At 65.9% G+C, this 23,474-nt stretch carries 22 protein-coding genes; 5 read left to right on the forward strand and 17 right to left on the reverse strand.

Annotation, left to right across the window (positions count from 1 at the left end):
• Window positions 1–97: 97 nt before the first annotated feature.
• From CYJ10_RS14385 to hppD, 3 genes are all read right to left on the reverse strand, one after another.
• Complete coding sequence (locus CYJ10_RS14385; protein WP_101682179.1) at window positions 98–1,294, reverse strand: amino acid aminotransferase; 1,197 nt, start codon at window positions 1,292–1,294, stop codon at window positions 98–100.
• A gap of 66 nt (window positions 1,295–1,360) precedes the next feature.
• Window positions 1,361–2,749: an amino acid permease gene (locus CYJ10_RS14390; RefSeq protein ID WP_101682180.1), complete on the reverse strand. Its 1,389-nt coding sequence runs from the start codon at window positions 2,747–2,749 to the stop codon at window positions 1,361–1,363.
• A gap of 194 nt (window positions 2,750–2,943) precedes the next feature.
• Window positions 2,944–4,017: a 4-hydroxyphenylpyruvate dioxygenase gene (gene hppD, locus CYJ10_RS14395; RefSeq protein ID WP_101682181.1), complete on the reverse strand. Its 1,074-nt coding sequence runs from the start codon at window positions 4,015–4,017 to the stop codon at window positions 2,944–2,946.
• 205 nt (window positions 4,018–4,222) lie between these two features.
• Here hppD and CYJ10_RS14400 point away from each other — a divergent pair, with 205 nt between their 5' ends.
• The gene (locus CYJ10_RS14400; RefSeq protein WP_101682182.1) at window positions 4,223–4,696 is read left to right on the forward strand and encodes an Lrp/AsnC family transcriptional regulator; all 474 of its coding nucleotides are present in this window, start codon (window positions 4,223–4,225) and stop codon (window positions 4,694–4,696) included.
• A gap of 63 nt (window positions 4,697–4,759) precedes the next feature.
• Here the strand turns inward: CYJ10_RS14400 and CYJ10_RS14405 are convergent, their stop codons facing one another.
• The 3 genes from CYJ10_RS14405 to CYJ10_RS14415 all read right to left on the reverse strand — a co-directional run bounded on the left by CYJ10_RS14405 (window position 4,760) and on the right by CYJ10_RS14415 (window position 8,624).
• On the reverse strand, window positions 4,760–5,710 hold the full coding sequence (locus tag CYJ10_RS14405; RefSeq protein ID WP_219621467.1) for an MBL fold metallo-hydrolase: 951 nt from the start codon (window positions 5,708–5,710) through the stop codon (window positions 4,760–4,762).
• Between the two features lie 176 nt (window positions 5,711–5,886).
• The gene (locus tag CYJ10_RS14410; protein WP_101682183.1) at window positions 5,887–6,213 is read right to left on the reverse strand and encodes a thioredoxin family protein; all 327 of its coding nucleotides are present in this window, start codon (window positions 6,211–6,213) and stop codon (window positions 5,887–5,889) included.
• A gap of 77 nt (window positions 6,214–6,290) precedes the next feature.
• Window positions 6,291–8,624, reverse strand: coding sequence for an ATP-dependent DNA helicase (locus tag CYJ10_RS14415; protein ID WP_257993334.1), 2,334 nt, complete (start codon window positions 8,622–8,624; stop codon window positions 6,291–6,293).
• 117 nt (window positions 8,625–8,741) lie between these two features.
• Here CYJ10_RS14415 and xth point away from each other — a divergent pair, with 117 nt between their 5' ends.
• Window positions 8,742–9,641, forward strand: a complete 900-nt coding sequence (gene xth / locus CYJ10_RS14420) for an exodeoxyribonuclease III (RefSeq protein ID WP_101682185.1) — start codon at window positions 8,742–8,744, stop codon at window positions 9,639–9,641.
• 117 nt (window positions 9,642–9,758) lie between these two features.
• On the opposite strand, the gene CYJ10_RS14425 is transcribed toward xth, so the two are convergent.
• The 4 genes from CYJ10_RS14425 to CYJ10_RS14440 form a co-directional block, all read right to left on the reverse strand.
• Window positions 9,759–10,364 carry a TetR/AcrR family transcriptional regulator gene (locus CYJ10_RS14425; RefSeq protein WP_101682186.1) on the reverse strand — a complete coding sequence of 202 codons (606 nt, stop codon included), beginning with the start codon at window positions 10,362–10,364 and terminating at the stop codon, window positions 9,759–9,761.
• A 230-nt stretch (window positions 10,365–10,594) separates the two neighbouring features.
• A complete protein-coding gene (locus tag CYJ10_RS14430) occupies window positions 10,595–11,227 on the reverse strand; it encodes a copper resistance protein CopQ (protein WP_101682187.1) in 633 nt (210 codons plus the stop codon).
• Window positions 11,228–11,624: 397 nt separating this feature from the next.
• Complete coding sequence (locus tag CYJ10_RS14435) at window positions 11,625–12,320, reverse strand: fumarylacetoacetate hydrolase family protein (RefSeq protein ID WP_101682188.1); 696 nt, start codon at window positions 12,318–12,320, stop codon at window positions 11,625–11,627.
• A gap of 45 nt (window positions 12,321–12,365) precedes the next feature.
• On the reverse strand, window positions 12,366–12,788 hold the full coding sequence (locus CYJ10_RS14440) for a VOC family protein (protein ID WP_101682189.1): 423 nt from the start codon (window positions 12,786–12,788) through the stop codon (window positions 12,366–12,368).
• 122 nt (window positions 12,789–12,910) lie between these two features.
• Between CYJ10_RS14440 and CYJ10_RS14445 the strand changes: the two genes are divergently transcribed.
• On the forward strand, window positions 12,911–13,777 hold the full coding sequence (locus CYJ10_RS14445) for a LysR family transcriptional regulator (protein ID WP_101682190.1): 867 nt from the start codon (window positions 12,911–12,913) through the stop codon (window positions 13,775–13,777).
• A gap of 19 nt (window positions 13,778–13,796) precedes the next feature.
• Here CYJ10_RS14445 and CYJ10_RS14450 read toward each other — a convergent pair whose 3' ends face one another.
• Window positions 13,797–15,095 carry an MFS transporter gene (locus tag CYJ10_RS14450; protein ID WP_101682191.1) on the reverse strand — a complete coding sequence of 433 codons (1,299 nt, stop codon included), beginning with the start codon at window positions 15,093–15,095 and terminating at the stop codon, window positions 13,797–13,799.
• Window positions 15,096–15,176: 81 nt separating this feature from the next.
• Window positions 15,177–15,803 carry a TetR/AcrR family transcriptional regulator gene (locus CYJ10_RS14455; RefSeq protein ID WP_101682192.1) on the reverse strand — a complete coding sequence of 209 codons (627 nt, stop codon included), beginning with the start codon at window positions 15,801–15,803 and terminating at the stop codon, window positions 15,177–15,179.
• Window positions 15,804–15,988: 185 nt separating this feature from the next.
• Here CYJ10_RS14455 and CYJ10_RS14460 point away from each other — a divergent pair, with 185 nt between their 5' ends.
• On the forward strand, window positions 15,989–16,753 hold the full coding sequence (locus tag CYJ10_RS14460; RefSeq protein WP_101682193.1) for an SDR family NAD(P)-dependent oxidoreductase: 765 nt from the start codon (window positions 15,989–15,991) through the stop codon (window positions 16,751–16,753).
• 251 nt (window positions 16,754–17,004) lie between these two features.
• The gene (locus CYJ10_RS14465) at window positions 17,005–18,915 is read left to right on the forward strand and encodes a methyl-accepting chemotaxis protein (protein ID WP_101682438.1); all 1,911 of its coding nucleotides are present in this window, start codon (window positions 17,005–17,007) and stop codon (window positions 18,913–18,915) included.
• 115 nt (window positions 18,916–19,030) lie between these two features.
• Here the strand turns inward: CYJ10_RS14465 and CYJ10_RS14470 are convergent, their stop codons facing one another.
• The 5 genes from CYJ10_RS14470 to CYJ10_RS14490 form a co-directional block, all read right to left on the reverse strand.
• Window positions 19,031–20,368 (reverse strand): BON domain-containing protein, encoded by a 1,338-nt coding sequence (locus tag CYJ10_RS14470; RefSeq protein ID WP_257993337.1) that lies wholly within the window; start codon window positions 20,366–20,368, stop codon window positions 19,031–19,033.
• A gap of 222 nt (window positions 20,369–20,590) precedes the next feature.
• Window positions 20,591–20,962, reverse strand: coding sequence for a hypothetical protein (locus tag CYJ10_RS14475; protein ID WP_101682194.1), 372 nt, complete (start codon window positions 20,960–20,962; stop codon window positions 20,591–20,593).
• A gap of 224 nt (window positions 20,963–21,186) precedes the next feature.
• Window positions 21,187–21,591 (reverse strand): cupin domain-containing protein, encoded by a 405-nt coding sequence (locus CYJ10_RS14480; protein WP_101682195.1) that lies wholly within the window; start codon window positions 21,589–21,591, stop codon window positions 21,187–21,189.
• A gap of 82 nt (window positions 21,592–21,673) precedes the next feature.
• The gene (locus CYJ10_RS14485) at window positions 21,674–22,513 is read right to left on the reverse strand and encodes an AraC family transcriptional regulator (RefSeq protein WP_374703270.1); all 840 of its coding nucleotides are present in this window, start codon (window positions 22,511–22,513) and stop codon (window positions 21,674–21,676) included.
• Window positions 22,497–23,456: a patatin-like phospholipase family protein gene (locus CYJ10_RS14490; RefSeq protein WP_101682197.1), complete on the reverse strand. Its 960-nt coding sequence runs from the start codon at window positions 23,454–23,456 to the stop codon at window positions 22,497–22,499. Before CYJ10_RS14490 ends, CYJ10_RS14485 begins: the two co-directional genes overlap by 17 nt.
• Window positions 23,457–23,474 lie beyond the last annotated feature (18 nt).

A 23,474-nucleotide genomic window follows, 5' to 3' on the forward strand; every position in this document is an offset into this window, starting at 1 on the left:
CCGGCGACACGCGTCCGGGCAAAAAAACAGCCACCCGAGGGTGGCTGTTTGCTTAAAACGCTTTGTCGCGCGAAGGGGGCGGTTCAGCCCCCAGCGCTCAGCCCTTCAGCACCTGGCCGATGGCATTCGCCACCACGCCGACGTTGCGCTCGTTCAGGCCGGCCACGCACATGCGGCCCGAGCGCAGCACATACACGCCGTGCTCGTTCTTCAGGCGGTCCACCTGGTCGGCCGACAGGCCGGTGTAGGTGAACATGCCGCGCTGCTTGACGTAGCGCGACAGCTTCTCGCCGCTGACGTGCGCGCGCAACTGGTCGTGGATGGCCTGGCGCATGCGCGTGATGCGCTGGCACATGGCCGCCAGTTCCGTCTCCCAGCTCTGGCGCAGGGCCGGCGTGGTCAGCACGCGGGCCACCACGCGGGCGCCGTGGGTGGGCGGGTTGCTGTAGTTGGCGCGCACGGCGCCGGTCAGCTGGCCCAGCACGCGGCTGGCTTCGTCCGTGCTCTGGCAGATCACGCTCAGGCCGCCGCATCGTTCGCCATACAGCGAGAAATTCTTCGAGAACGAGTTGGCCACCAGCGCGGGCACGTTCTGGCGGGCCAGTTCGCGCACGGCAAAGGCGTCGTCATCCAGGCCCGCGCCAAAGCCCTGGTAGGCCATGTCGACGAACGGCAGCAGCTTGCGGGCCTTCAGCACGCCAATCACCTGGCGCCACTGGTCTTCGTTCAGGTCCACGCCGGTCGGGTTGTGGCAGCAGGCGTGCAGCAGCACGATGCCGCCCTGCGGAATGGCGTCGATGGCCGCCAGCATGGCGTCGAACTTGAGGCCGCCGGTTTCGGCGTCGTAGTACGGATAGGTATTGACCTTGAACCCGGCGCGCTCGAACACCACGCGGTGGTTTTCCCAGCTCGGGTCGCTGATCCACATCTCCGTGGTCGGGAAATAGCGCTTCAGGAAGTCGGCACCCACGCGCAGCGCGCCCGAACCACCCAGCGTCTGCAGCGTGGCGATGCGGCCTTCGGCGCGTGCGGCGCAGTCCTCGCCGAACACCAGCGCCTGCACGGCCTGGCGGTAGGCGGCAATGCCGGCCATCGGCAGGTAGGGGCGCGGGCCCATGTCCGACAGCAGCGCGGCTTCGGCTTCGGCCACGGCCTGCATGACCGGCAGGCGGCCTTCGTCGTCAAAGTAGATGCCGATGCTCAGGTTGACCTTGTTGGTACGCGGGTCCTGCTGAAAATCCTCGTTGAGCGAGAGGATCGGGTCACCGGGAAAGGCTTCGATGTGTTCAAACATGGGAGGCGTCTGGCTTGCGGGTTCAGGGGGTGGCGGCCCGGGATACGCGCGGGCCGCACAGGCAGGTTACTGGATCTGGGCGCTCGCGGCGGGCAGGGCCGAACCGGCGTTCTTCTGCCGGAGGCGATAGCTTACGCCAAGAATGACCAGCCAGACCGGAATCAGGTAGACCGAGATGCGCAGGCCAGGCGTCAGGAACATGACCACCAGGATGCCGGCCAGGAAGATCAGCGTCACGTAGTTGGTCAGCGGATAGCCCAGGCTCTGGAACGCCGTGGACTTGCCTTCGGCGCGCTTGGCGCGGCGGAACATCAGGTGAATGATGCTGATCATGGCCCAGTTGATGATCAGGGCCGACACCACCAGACCCATCAGCAGCTCGAACGCTTCGCCGGGCATGAAGTAGTTGACCAGCACGCAGATGCCGGTGGCCAGGGCCGATACGCCCAGCGCGGCCAGCGGAATGCCGCGGCGGTTCACCTTCATCAGCGCGCGGGGCGCGTTGCCCTGTTGCGCCAGGCCCAGCAGCATGCGGCTGTTGCAATAGACGCCGCTGTTGTAGACCGACAGCGCCGCCGTCAGCACCACCACGTTCAGCACGGTGGCCACGATATCGCTGTTCATCGCATGGAAGATCAGCACGAACGGGCTGCCGCCGGTCACCACCTTCTGCCACGGGTACAGCGACAGCAGCACGGCCAGCGCGCCAACGTAGAAGATCAGGATGCGGTAGATCACCTGGTTGGTGGCCTTGGGGATGCTCTTGCCCGGGTTGTCGGCTTCGGCCGCGGTGATGCCCACCAGTTCCAGGCCGCCGAACGAGAACATGATCACGGCCATCGCCATCACCAGTCCGCCCAGCCCGTTCGGGAAGAAGCCGCCGTGTTGCCACAGGTTGGCCACGCTGGCCTCGGGGCCGGCGGTGCCGGTGCCCAGCATGTAGCCGCCAAAGCCGATCATGCCGACGATGGCTGCGACCTTGATGATCGAGAACCAGAATTCCATCTCGCCGAACGACTTCACGCTGGCCAGGTTGATGGCGTTGATGACCAGGAAGAACGCGAGCGCGGACATCCACGTGGGAATGCCCGGCCACCAGTACTGGACATAGATGCCCACGGCCGACAGCTCGGCCATGCTGACCAGGATGTACAGCACCCAGTAGTTCCAGCCGGACATGAAGCCGGCAAAGTGGCCGCAATACTTGTTGGCGAAGTAGCTGAACGAGCCGGCCACGGGTTCGTCGACGACCATCTCGCCCAGCTGGCGCATGATGAAGAACGCGACGACGCCGGCCAGGGCGTAGCCCAGCAGCACGGACGGGCCAGCCAGCTTGATGGTCTGGGCGATGCCCAGGAACAGGCCGGTGCCGATGGCGCCGCCCAGCGCAATCAGCTGGATATGGCGATTCTTCAGGCCACGCTGGAGCGTGCCTTGGCTATCTGAAGCATGCATTGGGGTTGTCTATCCTCTACCCATTCTTGTGGAATGGCGGCGCGCCTCTTTGGGATGGGCGCTTTGAAAAAAGCGCCGGCGCGGGTAACGCCGGACGCAGGGGTGCGCGCCGGCGAAAACCCGAGAGTTTACCGGCACACGCTTGGAAAAGCAGGGGAAATGGGCCAGCCCGGATCAGTGCCGGGCCGGATGCGTCACACCTTCAGCGTGCCGCGTTCGATCTGGTCGCGCTCGAGTGACTCGAACAGCGCCTTGAAGTTGCCTTCGCCAAAGCCGTCGTCGCCGGAGCGCTGGATGTATTCAAAGAACACCGGGCCGAGCACGGTCTTCGAGAAGATCTGCAGCAGCAGGCGCGGGCGGCCGTCTTCGGTGGTGCCGTCCAGCAGGATGCCGCGGGCCTTGAGCTGGTCCACCGGCTGGCCGTGGCCGGGCAGGCGGGTGTCCAGGGCCTGGTAGTAATAGTCGTTCGGCGCGGTCATCAGGTCGACGCCGGCCAGTTGCAGGCTATCGATGACGTCGAGCAGGTTGTCTACGGAAAAGGCGATGTGCTGGATGCCTTCGCCGTTGAACGCCATCAGGAATTCCTCGATCTGGCCGGCGCCCTTCGACGATTCCTCGTTCAGCGGAATGCGGATCTTGCCATCCGGCGCGGTCATGGCCTTCGAGGTCAGGCCGGTGTACTCGCCCTGGATGTCGAAATAGCGGATTTCACGGAAGTTGAACAGGCGTTCGTAGAAGTTAGCCCAATAAGCCATGCGGCCACGGTAGACGTTGTGCGTCAGGTGGTCGATCAGCTTCAGGCCGTGGCCCTTCGGGTGGCGGTCCACGCCCTCGATGTATTCAAAGTCGATGTCATAGATCGACTTGCCGTCCTCGAAACGGTCGATCAGGTACAGCGGCGCACCGCCAATGCCCTTGATGGCCGGCAGGCGCAGTTCCATCGGGCCCGTGGCGATCTCGATCGGCTGGGCGCCCAGCATCAGCGCGCGGTTGTAGGCCTTGTGCGAATCCTTGACACGGAAGGCCATGCCGCAGGCGCTGGGGCCGTGCTCGGCGGCGAAATAGGCGGCTTCGCTATGCGGCTCGTTGTTGATGATGAAATTGATGTCGCCCTGGCGATACAGCACCACGTCCTTGGAGCGGTGACGGGCCACCAGCGTGAAGCCCATTTTCTCGAACAGCGGTTCCAGCACGTTGGGCGTGGGCGAGGCGAATTCAACGAACTCGAAGCCCATCAGTTGCATCGGGTTTTCAAACAGGTCGGCCATGATCGGAGCGCTCGGGGGCGAGAGAGGGGATGGAAATAATATTTCGGTGAGGCAGCAGCGCGAGTGGCTTGGGGAACGCTTGGCGCGCTGCACAACGTGAGGAAATTGTAGAACCCGCCTCGCTAAATAGGATTTCGTAAGGCACGCAGGGAAACCCTGAGAGATGAGATAAAATTTCGTCAAACTGCCATGCGAGGAAATCAGCATGCAAAAAACCGACCTCGACCGCATTGATCGCCGCTTGCTGGCGGAACTGCAGGAACATGGGCGCGCGTCGAACCTGGAACTGTCCGAGGCGATCAACCTGTCACCGGCCCAGACATTGCGGCGCCACCGCCGCCTGGAGGAAGGCGGCATCATCAAGCGCTACGAGGCGCGGCTGGACAGCACGGCGCTGGGGTTTGGCGTGACGGCCTTCATCCACGTGACGATGGAACGCGGCCATATTCGCGATTTGTCCAAATTCAAGGGACTGGTGGCCGAACTGGCACAGATCCAGGAGTGCTTCTCGGTGACCGGCGACATCGACTACGTACTGAAGGTGGTGGCCAAGGACCTGAAGTCGCTGTCGGACTTCCTGCTCGACACCCTGATGCGCATCCCCGGCGTGAGCGGCGTGAAGTCGAGCGTGTGCCTGGACGAGATCAAGTGCACGAGCGCGATGCCGCTGGATTTGTAGGCGTCTGCATTTGTTTGCTCCCCTGTCCCATTGCATGGGAAAGGGGAGCCAATCATGCTGGCCCTACCGCACCTCCATCAAATCCTTCCCCACCACGATCCGGCCGCTGTAGTGCTTGCGGACATCGGCGGCCCACATCTCGTCGGTGATGCGGTCGTCGTCGCCTGGCACGAAGTGGCTGAGTACCAGCGTTTTCACGCCCGCCGCCGCGGCGATGCGGCCGACGTCTTCGGTCAGGGTGTGGCTTTCCAGGAAGTGCTTCTTGATGGTGGCGCCGTTGGCCACGCGCGCCACCAGGGCGTCGATGCCCGGACCGTACATGGCCTCGTGCACCAGCACGTCGGCGCCCTTGGCGAATTCGGCCAGTTTCGGGTTGTAGGCGGTGTCGCTGGAAAACACGATGGTGCGATCGGCCGTCTCGAACCTGTAGGCGAAGTTGTTGACGATGGGCGGGTGGGGCGTGCGGAAGGCCGTCACCTTGACGTCCGCGTTCTGCAGGACCACGCCGTTGTCGGTGATATCGGTGGCTTCCACGAGCTTGCGGATGTCGGGGCGGCCCTCGTCGGCGATGCGCGTGTCGATGTCGAAGCGGTTCAGCGCCCAGTAGGTGCGCGTCATCTCGGCGGTGCCGCTGGGCCCGTAGGCATGCACGGTCTGGTTCAGGCCGGTGGCCCAGGCGTTATAGATCAGGTTGCCGTATTCGAGATCGTGGTCCGAATGGTGGTGGCTGATGAACACGTAGCGCAGCGCCGATAGCGGCACGCCGGCGTTGACCATCTGGCGCGACACGCCCGTGCCGCAGTCGATCACATAGGGCACGCCGTTGATCAGCAGCAGGTTGGCCGGGTTGGAGCGCGACCCGCCTACGCGTGGCCCGCCTTTCGTCCCCAGCAGGATCAGGCGGGTGCCGCCGGGCCGGGCGGCCGGTTGTGCGAACGAAATCTGGGGCAGCAGGGCGGCGCCGGTGGCGGCCACGCCCAGGCCAAGCACCTTGCGGCGTTGGGGCTGGAACACGTGTTGTCTCCTTGATGTTGTGATGGGCCGTCACACGATTGCAATCGGCAAACACTGCAATCGGAAAACGGCCAAAAAGGGCAGGCACAACCTTAGCGCCGCCCTTCGTCCATCATCAAGGCACGAATGGAACGTTCAGTGGGACAAAGCGAACCCGGGATGGGTGCTCAGGGCCATCACTGGTCGATCTTGCGCATGGCCTCCGTAATATCCCGGGTGTCGCTCGGGCGCACCAGGCGCGCCACTTCCTGGCCGTCGCGCAGGAACACCAGCGTTGGCCAGAGCTTGACGCGGAACGATCGGCCCAGCGGGCGGCCGCTGCCGTCCTCCACCTTGATATGGCCGATGGCCGGGTGCTGGCCGAAGGCCGACTCGATCAGCGGCTGTGCGCGCTGGCAGAAGCCGCACCAGGGGGTGCCGAACTCCAGGATGGTGGCGCCACGCAGCGCATTGATCTCGTCGCGCGACGGCTCTGTCGTGGCAAACGTGTGGGTCATGCTCATCGGTTGGGGCTCCGTCGATACATGGGGGTGATGGTTTGATGCCCTGACACGCGATTTTCGCGCCAGCGGCGTAGCCGTCATTCTGCCAGTGACAGCGGGCGCGCGTGCACTGGCGGCCCGGTAAGAATTTCCCACCATGCCGGCAAAAGCGCCTGCACTTCGGCGCGCGTGTAGCGGTCGTCGATCAGCCAGACCACGCCGCGGTCCTGCTGGGTGCGGATCACGCGGCCCGCGGCCTGCACCACCTTGCGCAGGCCGGGGTACAGGTAGGCGTAGTCGTAGCCCTGTCCGAATACCGTCTCCATGCGCTCGCGCAATTGCTCGTTGACCGGATTGATCTGCGGCAGGCCCAGCGTGGCCACGAAGGCACCGATCAGGCGATCGCCGGGCAAATCCACGCCTTCGGAAAACACCCCGCCGAGCACCGCGAAGCCGATGCCCTGGCCGCCAGGCGCGAAGGCGTCCAGAAAGGCCACCTGGCCCGCCTCGGTCATGCCGCGCGCCTGCGACCACGTGGGGATGTCGGGGTGCTGTCCGGCCAGCAGCGCAGCCGCCTGCTGCAGATAGTCGTGGCTGCTGAAGAACGCCAGATAGTTGCCCGGACGCCGCGCAAACTGGTCGGCCATCAGTTGCACGATGGCGGGCAGCGAGCGCTGCCGCTGGGTGTAGCGCGTGGAGATATGGCGCGCGACGTGGACGTCGAGCTGATCGGCCTGGAACGGGGAGGGCACTTCCACCCACACCGCGCTGGCAGGCAGCCCCAGTAGGTTGCGGTAGTAGTCGGCGGGCTGCAGCGTGGCCGAGAACAGCGTGGTCGAATGCGCGCCCGCGAAGCGCGGAGCCAGGTAGGGGGCGGGCAACAGGTTGCGCACGCACAGGTCTGCGTCGACGCCAGTCCGCTTGCGCGGCGTGCGCGTGATGTCGAACAGCGAATGCTTGCCGCCGTACTCGGTCATCTGCTCGGCCAGTCGCAGGAAATGCATGGCATCGAAATAGAAGCGCTCCAGCGCAGTGTCGTGCCGCTGCGGATGCGCGCTCATGTCGTCGATGATGGCCGTGCAAAGCTGCACCAGCGCCTCGACAAACGCGGCGGGTTCGTCGTCGCGTGTTTCGTACGTGGCATCGCCGGACTTGGCCAGCGTATTCCACTGCCGGTAGACGCGGTCCATCGGCCGCTTCAACGCGGCGGGCGCGGCCAGGCGCACGCCACGGAACGCCGCATGGTCGAGCGTGGACGTGTACATCGCGCGGCCCCGGTCCACCAGGTTGTGCGCTTCGTCCACCAGCACGCTGACGCGCCATTCGTTCATGGCGGTCAGCATATACAGCAGCGCGCTGCGGTCGAAGTAGTAGTTGTAGTCGCCCACCACCAGATCGCTCCAGCGGATCATCTCCTGGGCCAGGTAATACGGACAGACCTGGTGCGCGCGGGCGATGTCGCGCGTGGTGGCGCGGTCCAGCAGCGGCGCGCGGCTGGCCGCATCGCGGGCGGCGGGCAGGCGGTCGTAGAAGCCCTGCGCCAGCGGGCACGATTCACCGTGGCAGGCCAGGTCGGGATGTTCGCAGGCCTTGTCGCGCGCGGTCAGTTCCAGTACGCGCAGCGGCGTCTCGTCGGCGTTCTGCCTGAGCTGCCGTGTGGCATGCAGCGCCACGGCGCGGCCCGTGGATCGCGCCGACAGGAAGAACACCTTGTCGATGCGCTGGGTCGGCATGGCCTTGAGCGCCGGAAACACCGTCCCGATGGACTTGCCGATGCCGGTGGGCGCCTGCGCCAGCAGCGTGCGCGCGGACGCGTTGGCCTTGTAGACCGATTCGGCCAGCAGCCGCTGGCCGTCGCGGAACGTGCCGTGCGGAAAGGCCAGCGTAGCCAGGCCGGTGTCGCGGCCCGTGCGATGCGCGGCTTCGCGCTCGGCCCAGTGCATGAAGCGTCGGCAGCTATCCTCGAAGAACGCGCGCAGCGCCTGCGCGTCGAAGCGCTCCTTGAGTACGCGTTCCTGCTGGCTGACGATGTCGAAATACACCAGCGCCACGTCGATCTGCTTCAGTTCGCGCGACGCGCACAGCAGCCATCCATAGATCTTGGCCTGGGCCCAGTGCAGCGCCTGGTGGTTCAGCGGAATCTCCACCTTCTGGCCGCGCACTGTCTTGATTTCCTCCACCCGGTTGGTCACGGGGTTGTAGCCATCGGCCCGCCCGCGCACGCGCAGGCCTTCAAAATCGCCCGACAGGGCCACCTCGGCTTCATAGCCGGGCCCGCGCCGGCTTGTCACCACGCCATGCCCGGCCACGCCTTCCTGCCCGGTGGGCGACGGCGTGAAGCGCAGGTCGAGATCGCCCGCCTTGGCCGTGAACTCGCACAAGGTGCGCACGGCGACGGTATAGCGGGGCGGGTCTGTGGATGTGGCGGACAAGACGCAAAAAGGGCTGGGGGTTGCAGGACTGTATGAATATACAGTGATCGGACACCGACAGGAAATCCCGGCGCGGGAATCTAAGATGAAAACCGGCCTGAACCGGAGGACTTTCCGATGCATCCGCTCAAGATCGCCACCTTCAATATCAACGGCGTGCGCACGCGCCTGCAGGCGCTGCTGACCTGGCTGGAACGCGAGGCGCCCGACGTGGCCTGCCTGCAGGAACTGAAAACGGTGGACGAGGGGTTTCCGATCGACGAGATCCGCGCGGCCGGATACGGCGCGATCTGGCACGGGCAGAAGTCGTGGAATGGCGTGGCCATCCTGGCCAGGGGCGCCGATCCCGTGGAGGTGCGGCGCGGCCTGCCGGGCGGCGACGAAGACACGCAGAGCCGCTATCTGGAGGCTGCCGTCGAGGGCGTGCTGGTCGCGTGCCTGTACCTGCCCAACGGCAATCCGCAGCCCGGCCCGAAGTTCGACTACAAGCTGGCCTGGTTTGAACGGCTGATCCGCCACGCGCAGACGCTGCTGGATGCCGGCCACCCGGTGGTCATCGCCGGCGACTACAACGTGGTGCCCACCGACGACGACATCTACAACACGCGTTCATGGCTCAAGGATGCGCTGCTGCAGCCGGAAAGCCGCGCGTGCTACCGGCGCCTGCTGGCGCAGGGCTGGACCGATGCGCTGCGGGCGCGCTATCCCGACGAGAAAATCTACACGTTCTGGGACTATTTTCGCCAGCACTGGCAGACCAATTCAGGGCTGCGGATCGACCATCTGCTGCTGAGCCCCGGCTTGCGGATGCGCGATGCCGGCGTCGACAAATGGGTGCGCGGCGAGGAGAAGGCCAGCGATCATGCCCCGACGTGGGTGGTGATCGAGCGTGACGGCGGGGAGCCGGAAGGGAAGGTGACGACAAGGAAGGTCGCCGCAAAGAAGGTGGCCACAAGGAAGGTGGCCGCAAAGAAGGCGGCCACAAAGAAGGCGGCCACAAAGAAGGCCGCCCCGTAAACAAAAAAATCGCCGGGGGACCACCCCGGCGTCGGAGAAACGGGTGACGCCCGTCGTGAGAGCGGACGGCGGGCGTCGGGCGCCTGAACCGGGGCGCCCAGAAAACTGTTCAGGCCATCAGGCCATCGCCGGTTCGTGCTCGGTCACCGCGCACATCGAACCGCGCACGGCACCCAGCAGCATATCGGCCGCGGCATCCAGCCGGTCGCTCGAACCCGACATCCGCGCGGTGATGATGCCGTTCTGGATCGCGCCATACAGCACCTTGGCCAGCAACTGCGGCGGCACCGGGTACGGCTGGCCGCGTTCGGCTTCGGCGCGGCGCAGCAGGTTCGTGATCCAGGTTTCGTTCGCCTGGAAATGCGCCTGCAGGTAGCTGCGGATCGCATCGGGCAACGCCAGCACCTCGGCGGACAGCATGCCGGCCAGGCAGATCTGGTTCAGCTCGATGTCATTGCGCAGCGGGCCCACATATCGCTCGGCCTGCTCGATCAGCGGCAGCGAGGTGTCGATACCCGCCAGCCGGGCCTGCGAGCGTTCACGGTACAGGCGCACCACTTCCAGCACCAGATCGTCCTTGGCCGGGAAGTAGTAGTGGATGCTCGATGTCTTCACGCCAACCAGCTCCGCGAGGTCGCGGTAGCTGAAACCGTTGTAGCCCCGTTGCCGGATCAGCACGGAGGCGTGCTCGAGCAATTGATCGCGTACGGAATGCGTTTTCATGTCAATTGTCCGCGCCCTTTTTGGTGGCGGACCCTCCGGTTGTTCGCCCGTCCGTCTTCAGTCAGATGGACAGCGACTGCGCAACCAGCGAGAGGACTGCGCCGCTGGTGACGCAGAGCACCACCCAGCCGCCCAGGATCAGGGCTGTGTCACGCAAGGTCATGATGAAACTCCAGTATCTGTTCCGGCCGCTGCCCGGCATTTACCGGACCGCGGCCGTTGCGAGGGGCTCAGGCGAGTGCGCCGTCGGTGTACACGTCGAAGCTGCGCGACGGTTCGGACGAGACACCCGTGCGGTCCAGGCCGGCCACGGTGTGGGCGCCGCCGCTGTACGGGTCGAACGGGGCAGCCTTGGCGCCGTCGGTGTACGGGTCTACCGTACGGGCCGGCGCAGCCGACACACCCTTCAGGTCCAGACCGGCGACGGTGCGGGCACCATCGGTGTACGGGTCGAACTTGCCGATCTTGGCGCCGTCGGTGAACGGGTCGGCCTTGCCGACGCGGGCACCATCGGTGTAGGCGTCGCGGTTGCCGATGCTGGGCACCAGGCCGTCGCGGTTCGTCACGCGGGCACCGTCGGTGTAGACATCGCGGCTGCCGCTGACGCTGGCCACCAGGCCATCACGGTTCGTCACACGGGCGCCGTCGGTGAAGGCGTCGCGGTTACCGATGCGGGCACCTTCGCTGAAGGAATCGAACTTGCCTTGGCGGGCGCCATCGGTGAAGGCGCTGCGCTGGTCTTGTACGCGATAGCTGTAACCGTAGACTTCGCCAGCCTTTTGCGTGGCGGGAGCTGCCTGGACTGCGCCGGTAACAAAGGCGGCGGCGAGGGCGGCGGCGGTAACGATGGTCTTGGCGTTCATGATGCTCTCCTTTGCAAGGCCGGCGATCTCGGTTCGTGTGTGGATCGCTGGCCGATGTCTGTGCTGCGAATCAGGGTCTTTTCCGTTGCTGCTATCTACTGCTAGATAGAGACTTGGTGCTAAAAAAAAGACCGCTTCCGGTACTGACAAACAACCTTGTGATGCTTGGATTCTGCCGCGCTGCCTAGTTTGTTTGCTGCGTTGCGTCGTCCATGGCTCGAATATTATCTACTACTAGATAGATAAGCAAGGGGAATTTGAAGAAATTCCGATGTACGAAGTGGAGGGTTTGCTCTAGGAACGCCCCTTCGGAATCGTAATTTATTGAATTTAAAAGAGAAAACGATGGTGCCCCGTCGCCGGGACGCCACCGCTTCGAGGAGCCAGAAGCCCAGGCTTAGCGCTTGCCGATCGTGAAAGCGATCTCGCCGACACCTTCCACGCCAGCCGTTACCGCATCGCCGGGGTTCAGCGTGCCCACGCCGGCCGGGGTGCCGGTGAAGATCAGGTCGCCGGGCTGCAGCGTCATGGCCTCGGAGATATAGGCGATGACATCGGCCACCGACCAGATCAGTTCGGTCAGGTCGCCTTCCTGGCGCGTTTCTCCGTTGACCTTGAGCCAGATGGCGCCCTTGGCCGGATGGCCGATTGCCGAGGCCGGTTGCAGCGGGCCGCACGGACCCGACGCGTCGAACGACTTCGACCAGTCCCACGGGCGGCTCATCTTCTTGGCCACGTCCTGCAGGTCGCGGCGCGTCAGGTCGACGCCCACGCCGTAGCCCCACACCAGATCCAGCGCCTGCTCGGGCTTGACGTTGGCGCCGGCCTTGCCGATTGCCACCACCAGTTCGATCTCGTGATGCAGGTTTTCGGTCAGCGGCGGATACGGCACGGCGCCTTCGGCCGCCACCACGGCGTCAGCCGGCTTGGTGAAGAAGAACGGCGGTTCGCGGTCGGGGTCCTTGCCCATCTCGCGGGCGTGCGCGGCGTAGTTGCGACCCACGCAGAACACGCGGCGGATCGGAAAACGGGCCTGGCTGCCGGCAACGGCCACACTGGCCTGCGGCGCGGGTTGGATCACGAAATCGGTCATGTCTCGTTCTGTCTCTCTATATCAGTGGGGGAGGATTGCCCGGGGTTACTTCGCAAACACCTGGCTCAGGTCGCCAAACGCCTTGAATTCGAGCGCGTTGCCCGACGGGTCCAGGAAGAACATCGTGGCCTGTTCGCCAACCTGGCCCTTGAAGCGCACGTGCGGCTCGATCACGAACCGGGTGCCGGCGCCGCGCAGCTTGTCGGCCAGGCGTTCCCATTCGGCCATCGGCAGGATCGCGCCGAAATGGCGTACCGGTACGTCGTCGCCGTCCACGGCGCTGGTGGCACGGTGGCCGCATTCGTCCGGCGACAGATGCGCCACGACCTGGTGGCCGTAGAAGTTGAAATCGATCCAGGCGTCAGAACTGCGCCCTTCGGGGCAGCCCAGCAGGTCGCCATAAAACTGGCGTGCGGCGGCAAGGTCGTGAACCGGGAAGGCAAGGTGGAACAAGGGCGTGGCGCTCATCGCAGTGACTCTTTTGCAGGGCGGTTGTGGAGTGTGTCGTTGATTGTAATCAGCAGAACTCGTAATATGAAACGAATCATTCTTTGCCTAAGTATCGAAAATTTCGATGCTTGAATCGCCCCTTGCTACGCTATTTCAAGACCTTCCTCGTGGCCGCCGAGACCGGCTCCTTTTCCGCCGCCGGCACGCGACTTGGCCTGACGCAATCGGCCGTGAGCACCCAGATCCGCCGGCTGGAAGAGGATCTGGGCTGTACGCTGTTCGATCGCTCGGGTAAATCGGTGGCATTGAGCGACGAAGGCCAGCAGATGCTGGGCGATGCCGCGCGGATCGTCGGGCTTTACGAATCGATGAAAGGTGCGCGCGCCCAGCGCGACATGGCGCCGCTGGACCTGGGCGCTGTCTCCACCGTGCAATCGAGCCTGCTGCCGCAGGCGATGCAGCGCTTCCGGGTGGCGCATCCGGACACCCATGTGAACATCGTGCCGGGCATGTCGACCCAGTTGCTGACCCAGGTGGATGCCCGGGAGCTTGATATCGCCGTGCTGGTGAAACCACGTCTGGGCATTCCGCCGGAACTGAAATGGGTGCCGCTGATCCACGAACGCTTTGTGGCCGTGGCGCCGCCCGACGCGCCGGACACCCTGAAGACGCTGCTGGAGACCGTGCCCTTCATCCGCTACAACCGCCATTCCACGGGCGGGCAGCTGGTGGATCGCTACCTGCGGCGCCACCGGCTGTGGGTGCGCGAAGGGATGGAGCTGGACGAGCCCGCCGTGATCCTGCAGATGGTGAGCGAGGGGCTGGGCTGCGCGATCATTCCGTCGGCGCTGGTGCCGCTGCGGCAGACCCCGCACATCAAGGAAGTGCCGATGCCGGGCCAGCCCTTGTATCGCGAGATCGGGGTGCTGGTGCGGCAGTCGGCGCTCAAGCGCGCGTCGGCTGCCGCCCTGATCGACGCGTTCGTGGCCGCGAGCCACGAACGCTGAGAGACCAAAAGGAAGTGTCTCAGGCCTGCGCCGGTTGCGGCGCGGCCTGCGTGGCCTGGCGGCGCACCATCAGTGCCAGCAGGGCGGCCACCAGGCAGGCGCTGCCGGCGACGTAGAGCGCCGGCGAGTACGTCAGCCACAGCGTGCGTGACAGCCCGGCGCCGAACGCCGCCGCGGCCGCGCCGATCTGGTGCGCAGCGAAGATCCAGCCAAACACCATCGGGGCGCGCTCGCGGCCGAACGTGCTGCCGGCCAGCTTGATGGTGGGCGGCACCGTGGCGATCCAGTCGAGGCCATAGAACATGGCGAACACGGACAGGCCGTAGAGCGTGAACTCCGAGTGCGGCAGCCAGAACAGCGACAGGCCACGCAGCGCGTAGTACCAGAACAGGAGCTTGCGGCTGTCGTAGCGGTCCGACAGCCAGCCGGACATGATGGTGCCGACGAAGTCGAATGCGCCCATCATCGCCAGCGCCGAGGCGGCCGGTACGGCCGACATGCCGAAGTCCGCGCACAGCGAGATGAAGTGCGTCTGGATCAGCCCGTTGGTCGACAGCCCGCAGATAAAGAACGTGCCGGCCAGGATCCAGAACGTCTGCGTGCGTGCCGCGTCGCGCAGCACCACGAACGGACCCGCCCACGACATCGGGGCTGCCGGCACGGGCGCTGCGGCAACCGCCGTCGGCACCTCGCCATAGGGCGCCAGACCCACGTCGGATGGCCGGGCACGCATGAAGCCAAGCACCACCACCGCCAGCGCGCCGCATGCAGCCAGCACCGGCAGCACCGCCACGCGCCACCCCATATGCTCGATCAGCCAGGCCGCAACGGGCAGGAAGGCCAGTTGCCCAGTGGCCGAACTCGCGGTCAGCACGCCAATGACCAGCCCGCGCCGCGCGGTGAACCAGCGATTGGCCACCAGCGCGGCCAGCACCATGGCCGTCAGCCCGGAGCCGACGCCGAGCATCAGCCCCCAGGCCACGAACAGCTGCCAGATCTGCGTGGATACCGTGGCCAGTGCCATGCCGCCGGCAATCAGCGCCAGGGCCGCGCAGACCACATTGCGTACGCCGAAGCGCTCCATCAGGATGGCCGAGAACGGCGCCATCAGCCCGAACAGCGCAAAGCGGAACGCCAGGATCGACGACACCTGGTCGGTACTCCAGCCCATTTCGGCGGTCAGCGGTTTCAGGAAGGCGCCGGGCAGGCCGAGCGCGGCGGAAGTGGTCAGCATCACGCAGAACGTGATGGCCGCGACGATCCACGCGTAGTGGATGCCGCGCCGGTCCAGCCGGCTGGATAGGGCTTGCGCAAACATGGGGCTCCGTTGGGGGCGATGGTGTGTAAGAAGGGGCGGTGTTGGGGCGATTCGAGGCGTTGCGGGGCGATGTCCGGGCGATCAGGCCGGGGCTACCTCGCTGGTATCCAGCAGCCAGGCGCGGGCGGCGTCCAGGATCTCGTCGGACAAGGCATCGCCTGCCGTGGCGCGTGCCAGCGTGATGGCGCCGACCAGCGTGGCCATTTCCAGCAGGGCGGTGCGGTGGGCGCGGTCGGCGTCGGCGGCAGTGCCACTGGCTGTCGCGTCCGGGGCAAGTGACTTCCAGGCGGCCAGCAACTGCCCGATGCCATCCAGAAACGCGCCGCGCACGGGCTTGCCGGCCGGCTCGCGCGCCACGTCGCCCACCAGCGCCGACGCCGGGCAGCCGTGCTCGGGTGCATCACGATGCACTTCGCTCAGGTACTGGTCCACCAGAAAGCGCCGGGCGGCGTGGCGATCGCCGCCAGCCTGCGTGATCCGCTGCTGCCAGCGCGCCGCCGAATCCGCAAAGGCCCGCGCGCAGCCCACCGCCGCCAGTTCGTCCTTCGACGAAAAATGACCGTAGAAACCGCCATGGGTCAGTCCAGCACCCGCCATGACCTGCGCCACGGTCACGCCGTGCAGGCCGTGCTGGCGGAACAGGCGTGCCGACGCCGCCTCGATAGCTGTCCTATGCTGATCGGCGACTGCCCGTGATGCGCGTGCCATATCGATCTCCCTATCGCAATTTCTTGAAAAACCAGCTTGACCCGAGTTTAGATGATGTCCATACTTTATTCAATAGATGTCGTTCATCATCCAAGCAAGGATGCTGGCGGCATCCGTGGCAGACGTTGAAATCGTTGAATCGTTAGAAGTTGAAACCCTTTCCTCACGCAAAAGGAGAACCCGTCATGTTCAAGCTGTTCGATATGTCCGGCCGCGTCGCGGTCGTTACCGGCTCCACCAAGGGCATGGGCCTGGAAATGGCGCGCGCCCTGGGCCAGGCCGGTGCTCGCGTAGTGGTGTCGGGCCGCGATGCCGCCGTATCCGACAAGGTCGCAGCCGGCCTGCGCGAGCAGGGCATCGATGCCACCGGCATTGCCTGCGACATCGTCAGCGTCGACAGCGTGCGCGCCTTTGCCGATCAGGTGCTGGCCAGGTTCGGCCGCGTCGACGCACTGGTGCTGAACGCGGCAGGCAGCACGGCAGTGGGTTCGATGCTGGGGCAGGGGCCGGAGCAGTTCGACGAGGTGATGGCCGGCAACGTGCGCGGCAATCTGGTGCTGGTGAACGCGCTGGCACCGCAGATGATCGAGCGCAAGGACGGTTCGATCATCTTCATGTCGAGCATTGCCGCGCGGCGCGGCTCCGCCATGCTGGCGCTGTACAGCATCTCGAAGGGCGCCACCGACCTGGCCATGCGCAACCTGGCGCAGACGCTGGGCCAGTACAACATCAACGTCAACAGCATCAACCCGGGCCCGGTACGTACCGACTTCTCGCGCGACGCGCTGTGGGGCGACCCCGAGCGCGAGAAGGCGCTGTCGGCCAATATCCCGATGCGCCGCATTGCCGAGGCCAGCGACGTGGCCGGTCTGGCGGTACTGCTGGCATCGCCGGCAGGGCGCTATATCTCGGGTCAGACCATCGGCCTGGACGGCGGCGCCACGGCGTAAATTTGCATCTTCCGGGCAGCGCACCAGCGCGCGGCCGACTGCATGAAAAGTGCAGTCGGGCCGCGCGTTTTTTGTGCGCGCGGCACTGGCGTTGTGCGCCGATCGCACTGCATTTGTGCGACATCAAAAAGCCAGCGAAATAGCGGGAAAAATGGCTTTATTCCTACGAATTGAAGCCGTTACAGCGGGCAATGAGACCCTCGATAACTAGGACGATCGTGACCGCATTCCTGACCCCTGCCACCCGGTTGATGTCCCGCCTGACCATCACGCGCAAGCTGGTGCTGCTGTCCGTACTGTTCCTGATCCCGCTGTGCGGGGCGATGTTCGCGGTGCTGAACCAGTCTGTACAGTCGATCCGCGATACGCAGGACGAGCAGCGCGGCCTCAAGCTCGTGGGTATGGCGCTGGACTTCATGCGCGAAACACAGGTGCGCCGTGGCGCCGCCAATGGCGTGCTGCTTGGCAACACCAGTTTCCGGCCCACCTTCGAGGCTGCCGATGGCAAGGCCGCGCAGCATCTGGCCAGCCTGCTGGGCGAAACCGGCGCCATCGAATCGTTCGCCATCGTGCCCGATGTGCAGAAGCTGGACGAATCGTGGCAGCAGATCCGCAAGCTCGGCCTCGACACGCCGGCCGCGCCGCTGTTCGAGCGCCATACGGCGTTGGTCAAGCAGACGCGCCTGTTCATTGGCGACGTGGCCGACCATTCGTCGCTGGCCCTGGATCCGGAGGCCGGCTCCTACTACCTGATCAACCTGACCGTGGGTCCGATGCCCAAGCTGGCCGAAGTGAGCGCGCTGGCGCGTGGGCGCGGCGCCGGCATCATCGCGCAGGGCGGCTATTCCGACGCCGCGCAGCAGGCCGACCAGGCCGCGCTGGCCGACCAGATCCTGGACGGGTTGGAGGCTGCCCGCCGCGACATGGCGCGCGTGGAGCGCGCCGCGCCGCAGTATCAAGACCGGGTGGGCGCGGCGATGAAGCAGCTGGCAGCGGTGGACAACTTCTATCGCACGCTCAAGGTCAGCATGCTGGGATCGGCCGGCATCACGATCGATGCCAAGTCGTACTTTGCCGAGGGCACGGCCGCGATCGAGGCCGTGTCGGCGGTCAGCCGCGAATTCACGGCTCTGGCGGGCGCCATGCTGGCGCAGCGCGTGGCCGCCGAGCAGCGCAAGCTGGCCGCGCTGGCAGCCATTGCGCTGCTGACCGTGGGCGGCGCGCTTTACCTGTTCGCCGGTTTCAGCCGTGGCATGCGCGACGATGTGCGCGATGTGGCCGACCTGGTGGCGCGCATCAACGACGGCGACCTGGCCGTGCGGATCGAAGCGCGGGGGCGGGACGAACTCAGCGACGTCAAGCGCCACCTGATGACGCTGGTGGAGGCCTGGCGCGGCATCATCGGCGATACCCGCGACAGCGCGCAGAACGTGCTGGTGGCGGCCGGACAGATCGCGCAAGGCAATGCCGACCTGTCGCAACGGACCGAAGCGCAGGCGTCGTCGCTGGAGCAGACCGCGGCCAGCATGGAGGAACTGACGTCTATCGTGCAGCAGAACGCCGGCAACGCCAGCCAGGCCAGTTCGCTGGCGGCCGAGGCTGCCGGCATTGCCGTTGCGGGCGGCGAGTCGGTGGGCCGCATGCGCCAGACCATGAGCGAGATCGAGGCCGATTCGCGCCGGATCGTCGACATCATCGCCGTGATCGACAGCATTGCGTTCCAGACCAATATCCTGGCCCTCAACGCGGCCGTGGAGGCCGCGCGTGCCGGCGAGGCGGGACGGGGCTTTGCGGTGGTGGCGGGCGAAGTGCGCACGCTGGCCCAGCGCGCCGCCAATTCGGCCAAGGAAATCCGTACGCTGATTTCGCAATCGGCAGGCCGGGTCGCCGATGGCACGGCGCTGGCCGTCGACACCGCCACCACCATGAGCGAAGTGGTGACGGCGGTGCAGCGCGTGACGACGATGATGGACGAGATCAGCCGCGCATCGCACGAGCAAAGCGGCGGCATTGCGCAGGTGAATCAGGCGGTGACGCAGATGGACCAGGTCACCCAGCAGAACGCTGCGCTGGTGGAAGAGGCCGCCGCGGCGGCCCGGGCCCTGCAGGAGCAGGCCGAGCGGATGGAGCAGGCGGTGAGCGTGTTCCGGTTGGCGGCCTAGGCTGCAAGGACTGCGGCGGCGAAGGCTTAGGCGGTAAAGACCCAGGCGGTAAAGAAGCGCGCCCGCTTCGCAGCGGGCGCTTTCCTGCACGATCAGGTCGGACTTGCCGCCGGCCTTACGAGCCGTTGAAGCCTCCGGCGCCGGTCACGGCGGCATCCACATCCTGCCGTTGCACGCGGATATTATTTTCCACTTCGATCACGCCGAAGGTGTTGTCGGCCAGGTCCTCGATATCGTATTTCTGGCCGCGCGTGTGCACGGTGCCGCCCAGCGTGACCTTGCCCTTGTCGACGTCCACCGATACTTCGCGCACGTCGATGCCCGTGGTGAAGGTCAGCCGTTCGCAGATCTCGTCGCGGATGCGGTCGTCGGTGCGCGTGTAGCCGCGCGGGCCGGCGCGCTTTTCCATGGCGCCGGGGCCGAACCAGTCGCTGACCGCCTGGCCGATGCGGTGGCCAAGGTTGTAGAGCGCGCCATGTTCGTCTTCGCGGTTCTCGTCGTGCTCGCGCCAGTCTTCGTGCTGCCCTTCGCGCTGCCCGTCGCGCCAGCGGCCGCCCGACTCGCGTCCTGATGGCGAATAGCCCAACTCCTCGTCATAGCCGCTGAAGCCCTGGCCGCCGCCCATATAGTCGCGCCCGTAGCGCTGCGCGTGGTAGGGCGGACGGCTTTCGCCCCATTCGTCGCGCGGTTCCGTCCAGTAGCGGGTATCGCTGCGCAGATCGTTGAAGTAGGCGGTGTGGCCGCTGCCTTGACCGCCGCGCTGATTGTCGCCCTGACGACTGGCTTGACCCCGATATGCCGGGGCGCGCCGTTCCGCGTCGCGCAACCAGGCCTGGTCTGCGTTGCCAAAGCCGTGCTCGTCGCGATATCCGCCTGATCCTCTGTCGCCCATGCCGGTAGTGCCGGCGTAGCGGCCTTGCTGGCTACCCCGCCAGTCGTCGCGCTGGCCGTAGCCGCCCGATTCATCCCGGCCGCCATATCCGGTTGCCGAGCGATGCTGGCTGAAGTCGCGGCTGAACTCGCCCTGTCGGCGCTGCACGCCGTAGTCGGCGCGACGGCGTTCGTCGCCCGGGTCACCGTAGTCGCCATACTCGCTGGCGTACTGGCGGCTGCGATATTGCTCTCTCTGGCGCCAGTCCTGATCGTCGTCCGGAGACGTGCCATAGCCGCCGTTCAGCCCGTATTGCAGGTCGCTGCCCTGATCGTCGCTGCCGCGATAGCCCGATGGCGCGGGCCCGCCCTCGCTCAACTGACCCGGCGTCAGCCGCTGGCGGCGCCGCGCGTCGTCCCAACTGTCACCGAACGACTCGGGCTGCCAGTCCTGATCTTGCATGCGTGAGCCGCGCTCATCGTCCCAGGGATCGCCAAGGTCGTCATCGCGTCTGTTGTCGTCGGCGCGGTCGGCTCGCCAGGGGGTGTTCCGGCGATTGCGCTCGCTGTAGTAGTCGCCCATCTTGCGCTCCTGAAAGTTGCGGGATCGCCATGCGTGCAATGCGGCATGCCGCGTCGCGCCGCTGGCCATTCCAGGAGTCTGGCAAGTTTCGTACCGTCGCCCGTGAGCCTTGTGCAGGCTGGCGTGGCGGGCGTCAGCACCCGCTGTGGGCGGTGCCGTTCCCATGCAAGCGTTGCGAGGCTGCATGTAAAGACTGCACGCCGGGTCCGGGTGCGCAGCGGATCACCGCGCGTTCACTCGGCGGATGTTCGCGGCAGCCGGCGAAACAATTGCGGCGGCCGAGGCTGGTGTCTGGGGAGCGGGCGCCGGTTCGGCCGGTGCGGCACGGGGCTCCCGGACCGGCACGATGCCCTCTACCGCGTAGAACACGTGGCTGTTCGCGTAGTCGGTGGCCACGGCTTCCAGAAAATTGGGAGCCGGGCGCGGTGCGGCCGGCGCGGGCAGCGCCTTGTCGGCATGGGCGGCGGTATGGAAGCAGAGCAGCAGCACGCGCAGCAGCAGGATGAAGCCGCGAATCCGGTAGCGGATGACGCGGGCTTGGCTCGGGCGAGGCAGCGCGACGACGCCCGGCCGCAACAGTGGCGGAATCAACATGGCAGTTCTCCGGGAAAGGAGCAAATCGCTCCGGATCAGGGTCGAGACGCGGCGCCGCGCTCGATACGTCTGATTGCAGGGAACATGCCATCGGGATAGGCGAACCGGGCGCGTGGCGCCCGTCACATCTGGAGGATAAAACTGGACGAATTGCTATTTCTTCCCAACACCTTGGTTGGGATGCGTTGGGCAAATGCCAACTACCTCGATGCCAACTACCTTGGTTAGAGCCAGACGTCGTTCTGCGCCGTCCGGTCGCCGCCCTGGTCGCCAGTGTTGACCACACCGCGTGGCTCGATCAGCAGCATGCGGACTTCGGCGGCGGCCACTGGCCGGTGTTCGACCCCTTTGGGCACGACGTACATTTCGCCGGCGTTCACGATCACATGCCCGTCCCGAAACTCGATGCGCAACTGGCCATCGAGCACGATGAACGTCTCATCGGTATCGGCATGCTGGTGCCAGATGAACTCGCCCTCGATCCTGACGATCTTGAACTGGTAGTCGTTCATCTCGGCAATGACGCGCGGCTGCCAGCGATCGGTGAACAGGCTCAGCTTCTGGGCGAAATTGATGGCGTTGGCGTTGGCGGCGCGGTGGGTGGGTGCGGCGACTGGCGATGGCTGCATGACAGGGCTCCTTGTGGCGCAATGGACAGGCGGCCAAGTCTGCGCCGCTCGGCGGCGTACGGTCTTGTACGATCGTGCAGGCTCAGGTCGCGGCGCCGCGCAGGGCGCGCAGCCAGCGGCCGGGTGAATGTCCGAACGCGCGCGTGAAATGGCGGGTCATGTGGCTCTGGTCGGTGAACCCGGCGCACGCGGCGGCATCGGCCAGCGACTGCCCCGCCGCCGCCAGGCGCCTGACCAGGTCCAGTCGGCGCATCACCAGATAGCGATGCGGACTGGTGCCATAGAGCACCCGGAAGTCGCGCGACAGGCTCCAGCGGTCGCGGCCAGTGGCCTGCTCCAGCTCGTCGAGCGTCACCGGACGATCCAGATTGTCCCGCAGGCAGGTCCGGGCCAGTTCGGCGGCGCGATAGTCCACCGCCTGGCGTCCGCGCGCCACCCCGGCCGCTGCGGCCAGCGCGTGCGCGAGGTCGAAGATGGCGTCATCCTCCTCCAGGGGATCCATGGCACTGTCCATGGCCTGAAGCAAGGTGCCGGCCGCCGCGAACAGCCGCGGATCGTCGGACCGCCCACCGGCCACGAATGGCAGCGGCCTGCCGCCCAGCACGCGCTGGATCAACGCGGGCTCGATGTAGAGCATCCGGTAGTGGAATCCTGCGTCGGTGCCGGCATGGCCATCGTGCGGCTCGTCCGGATGCAGCACGATGGTGCCACCTGGCTGGCTATGAACGACGCCTCGTCGATAGGAAAAACTCTGGACGCCGGCCAGCGTGCGGCCGATGGCATAGGTGTCATGGCGGTGCATGTCGTAGCCATGGCCCCCGAAAAACGCCTCGATGCGCTCCATCTGGCGCGCGGACGCGTCGCGTTGCACCCAGTCGCGCTTGCCCGGCAGCACAATGCCCATGTCAGTGGACGCCGCCATGCGTGGTCGAGTGGTCGTGTGCGTGGTGGTGGACATGCGGGGCGCCGGCGGCAGGCAGGCTAATGTCGGCGCTGCAACTTGGGTTTTCGGCATCGTGCTCGTGGGGCTCGAGCGCGCCAGGCACCCGGCGGCTGGACAGCCCATCGGCGCGCAGCCAGGCCAGCGTCGCCGCCGCGGCGCGATCGATCAGCTCGCCACAACGGCTGTAGTCGTACGGCGAAACATCGAGCGGGCAGAGCGGGGGTACCACGGCAATGTGGGCTTGGTCGCCCCAGCGTTCCAGATCGTGCACCAGCTGCCGCGCCACCAGTAGCGACAGCGCATTGAACGCGTGCTCGATCGCGCCCTTGGGCGGACGCCGCTCGGCACAGGCGAAGCCGGCTGGCAGCACGATGATGCGGGTGGCGCCAAGCCGGATGGCTGTCGACACGGGCGTATTGTTGGCCACGCCACCGTCGATCAGCTTCTGGCCGTTGATTTCCACCGGCGGGAACACGCCGGGAATGGCCGCGCTGGCCAGCACGGCCTGGACCATATTGCCCGACGACAGCAGGACTTCGGCGCCGCTATGCATGTCGGTGGCGACGATGTGCAGCGGCAGAACCGCGTCCTCTATGCGCGCCTCGCCAAAATGGCGTTTCAGCAGCCGTTTCAGTGCCATCGACTCCACCAGATGGCCCCGATTGCCCATGATCATGCCCAGCATGCTGCGCCAAGACCATGGCAGCACCTCGGCCCGGGTGATGCTGCGCCACAATCCTTCCAGCTTCGCCGTGCCCTCCGCGTGCGGATTGGTAGCAAAGTAGGCGCTGTTGATGGCGCCGGCCGAAGCGCCGATTACCAGATCAGGCGTGATGCCCCAGTTCACCAGCTCGCGGAGCATGCCAACTTCAATGGCGCCCAGGCTGCCGCCGCCGGCGAACACGAATGCGGTCTTTTCCATGGTCGTTGTGGTCGGGGC

Source organism: Cupriavidus pauculus, assembly GCF_002858765.1.
Taxonomy (GTDB): domain Bacteria; phylum Pseudomonadota; class Gammaproteobacteria; order Burkholderiales; family Burkholderiaceae; genus Cupriavidus; species Cupriavidus pauculus_B.

Coding starts and splice junctions, on each gene's coding strand:
- CYJ10_RS14385 (WP_101682179.1), bottom strand. CDS start 1,294: ATGTTTGAACACATCGAAGCCTTTCCCGGTGACCCGATCCTCTCGCTC.
- CYJ10_RS14390 (WP_101682180.1), bottom strand. CDS start 2,749: ATGCATGCTTCAGATAGCCAAGGCACGCTCCAGCGTGGCCTGAAGAAT.
- hppD (WP_101682181.1), bottom strand. CDS start 4,017: ATGGCCGACCTGTTTGAAAACCCGATGCAACTGATGGGCTTCGAGTTC.
- CYJ10_RS14400 (WP_101682182.1), top strand. CDS start 4,223: ATGCAAAAAACCGACCTCGACCGCATTGATCGCCGCTTGCTGGCGGAA.
- CYJ10_RS14410 (WP_101682183.1), bottom strand. CDS start 6,213: ATGAGCATGACCCACACGTTTGCCACGACAGAGCCGTCGCGCGACGAG.
- xth (WP_101682185.1), top strand. CDS start 8,742: ATGCATCCGCTCAAGATCGCCACCTTCAATATCAACGGCGTGCGCACG.
- CYJ10_RS14425 (WP_101682186.1), bottom strand. CDS start 10,364: ATGAAAACGCATTCCGTACGCGATCAATTGCTCGAGCACGCCTCCGTG.
- CYJ10_RS14430 (WP_101682187.1), bottom strand. CDS start 11,227: ATGAACGCCAAGACCATCGTTACCGCCGCCGCCCTCGCCGCCGCCTTT.
- CYJ10_RS14435 (WP_101682188.1), bottom strand. CDS start 12,320: ATGACCGATTTCGTGATCCAACCCGCGCCGCAGGCCAGTGTGGCCGTT.
- CYJ10_RS14440 (WP_101682189.1), bottom strand. CDS start 12,788: ATGAGCGCCACGCCCTTGTTCCACCTTGCCTTCCCGGTTCACGACCTT.
- CYJ10_RS14450 (WP_101682191.1), bottom strand. CDS start 15,095: ATGTTTGCGCAAGCCCTATCCAGCCGGCTGGACCGGCGCGGCATCCAC.
- CYJ10_RS14455 (WP_101682192.1), bottom strand. CDS start 15,803: ATGGCACGCGCATCACGGGCAGTCGCCGATCAGCATAGGACAGCTATC.
- CYJ10_RS14460 (WP_101682193.1), top strand. CDS start 15,989: ATGTTCAAGCTGTTCGATATGTCCGGCCGCGTCGCGGTCGTTACCGGC.
- CYJ10_RS14465 (WP_101682438.1), top strand. CDS start 17,005: ATGTCCCGCCTGACCATCACGCGCAAGCTGGTGCTGCTGTCCGTACTG.
- CYJ10_RS14470 (WP_257993337.1), bottom strand. CDS start 20,368: ATGGGCGACTACTACAGCGAGCGCAATCGCCGGAACACCCCCTGGCGA.
- CYJ10_RS14475 (WP_101682194.1), bottom strand. CDS start 20,962: ATGTTGATTCCGCCACTGTTGCGGCCGGGCGTCGTCGCGCTGCCTCGC.
- CYJ10_RS14480 (WP_101682195.1), bottom strand. CDS start 21,591: ATGCAGCCATCGCCAGTCGCCGCACCCACCCACCGCGCCGCCAACGCC.
- CYJ10_RS14485 (WP_374703270.1), bottom strand. CDS start 22,513: ATGGCGGCGTCCACTGACATGGGCATTGTGCTGCCGGGCAAGCGCGAC.
- CYJ10_RS14490 (WP_101682197.1), bottom strand. CDS start 23,456: ATGGAAAAGACCGCATTCGTGTTCGCCGGCGGCGGCAGCCTGGGCGCC.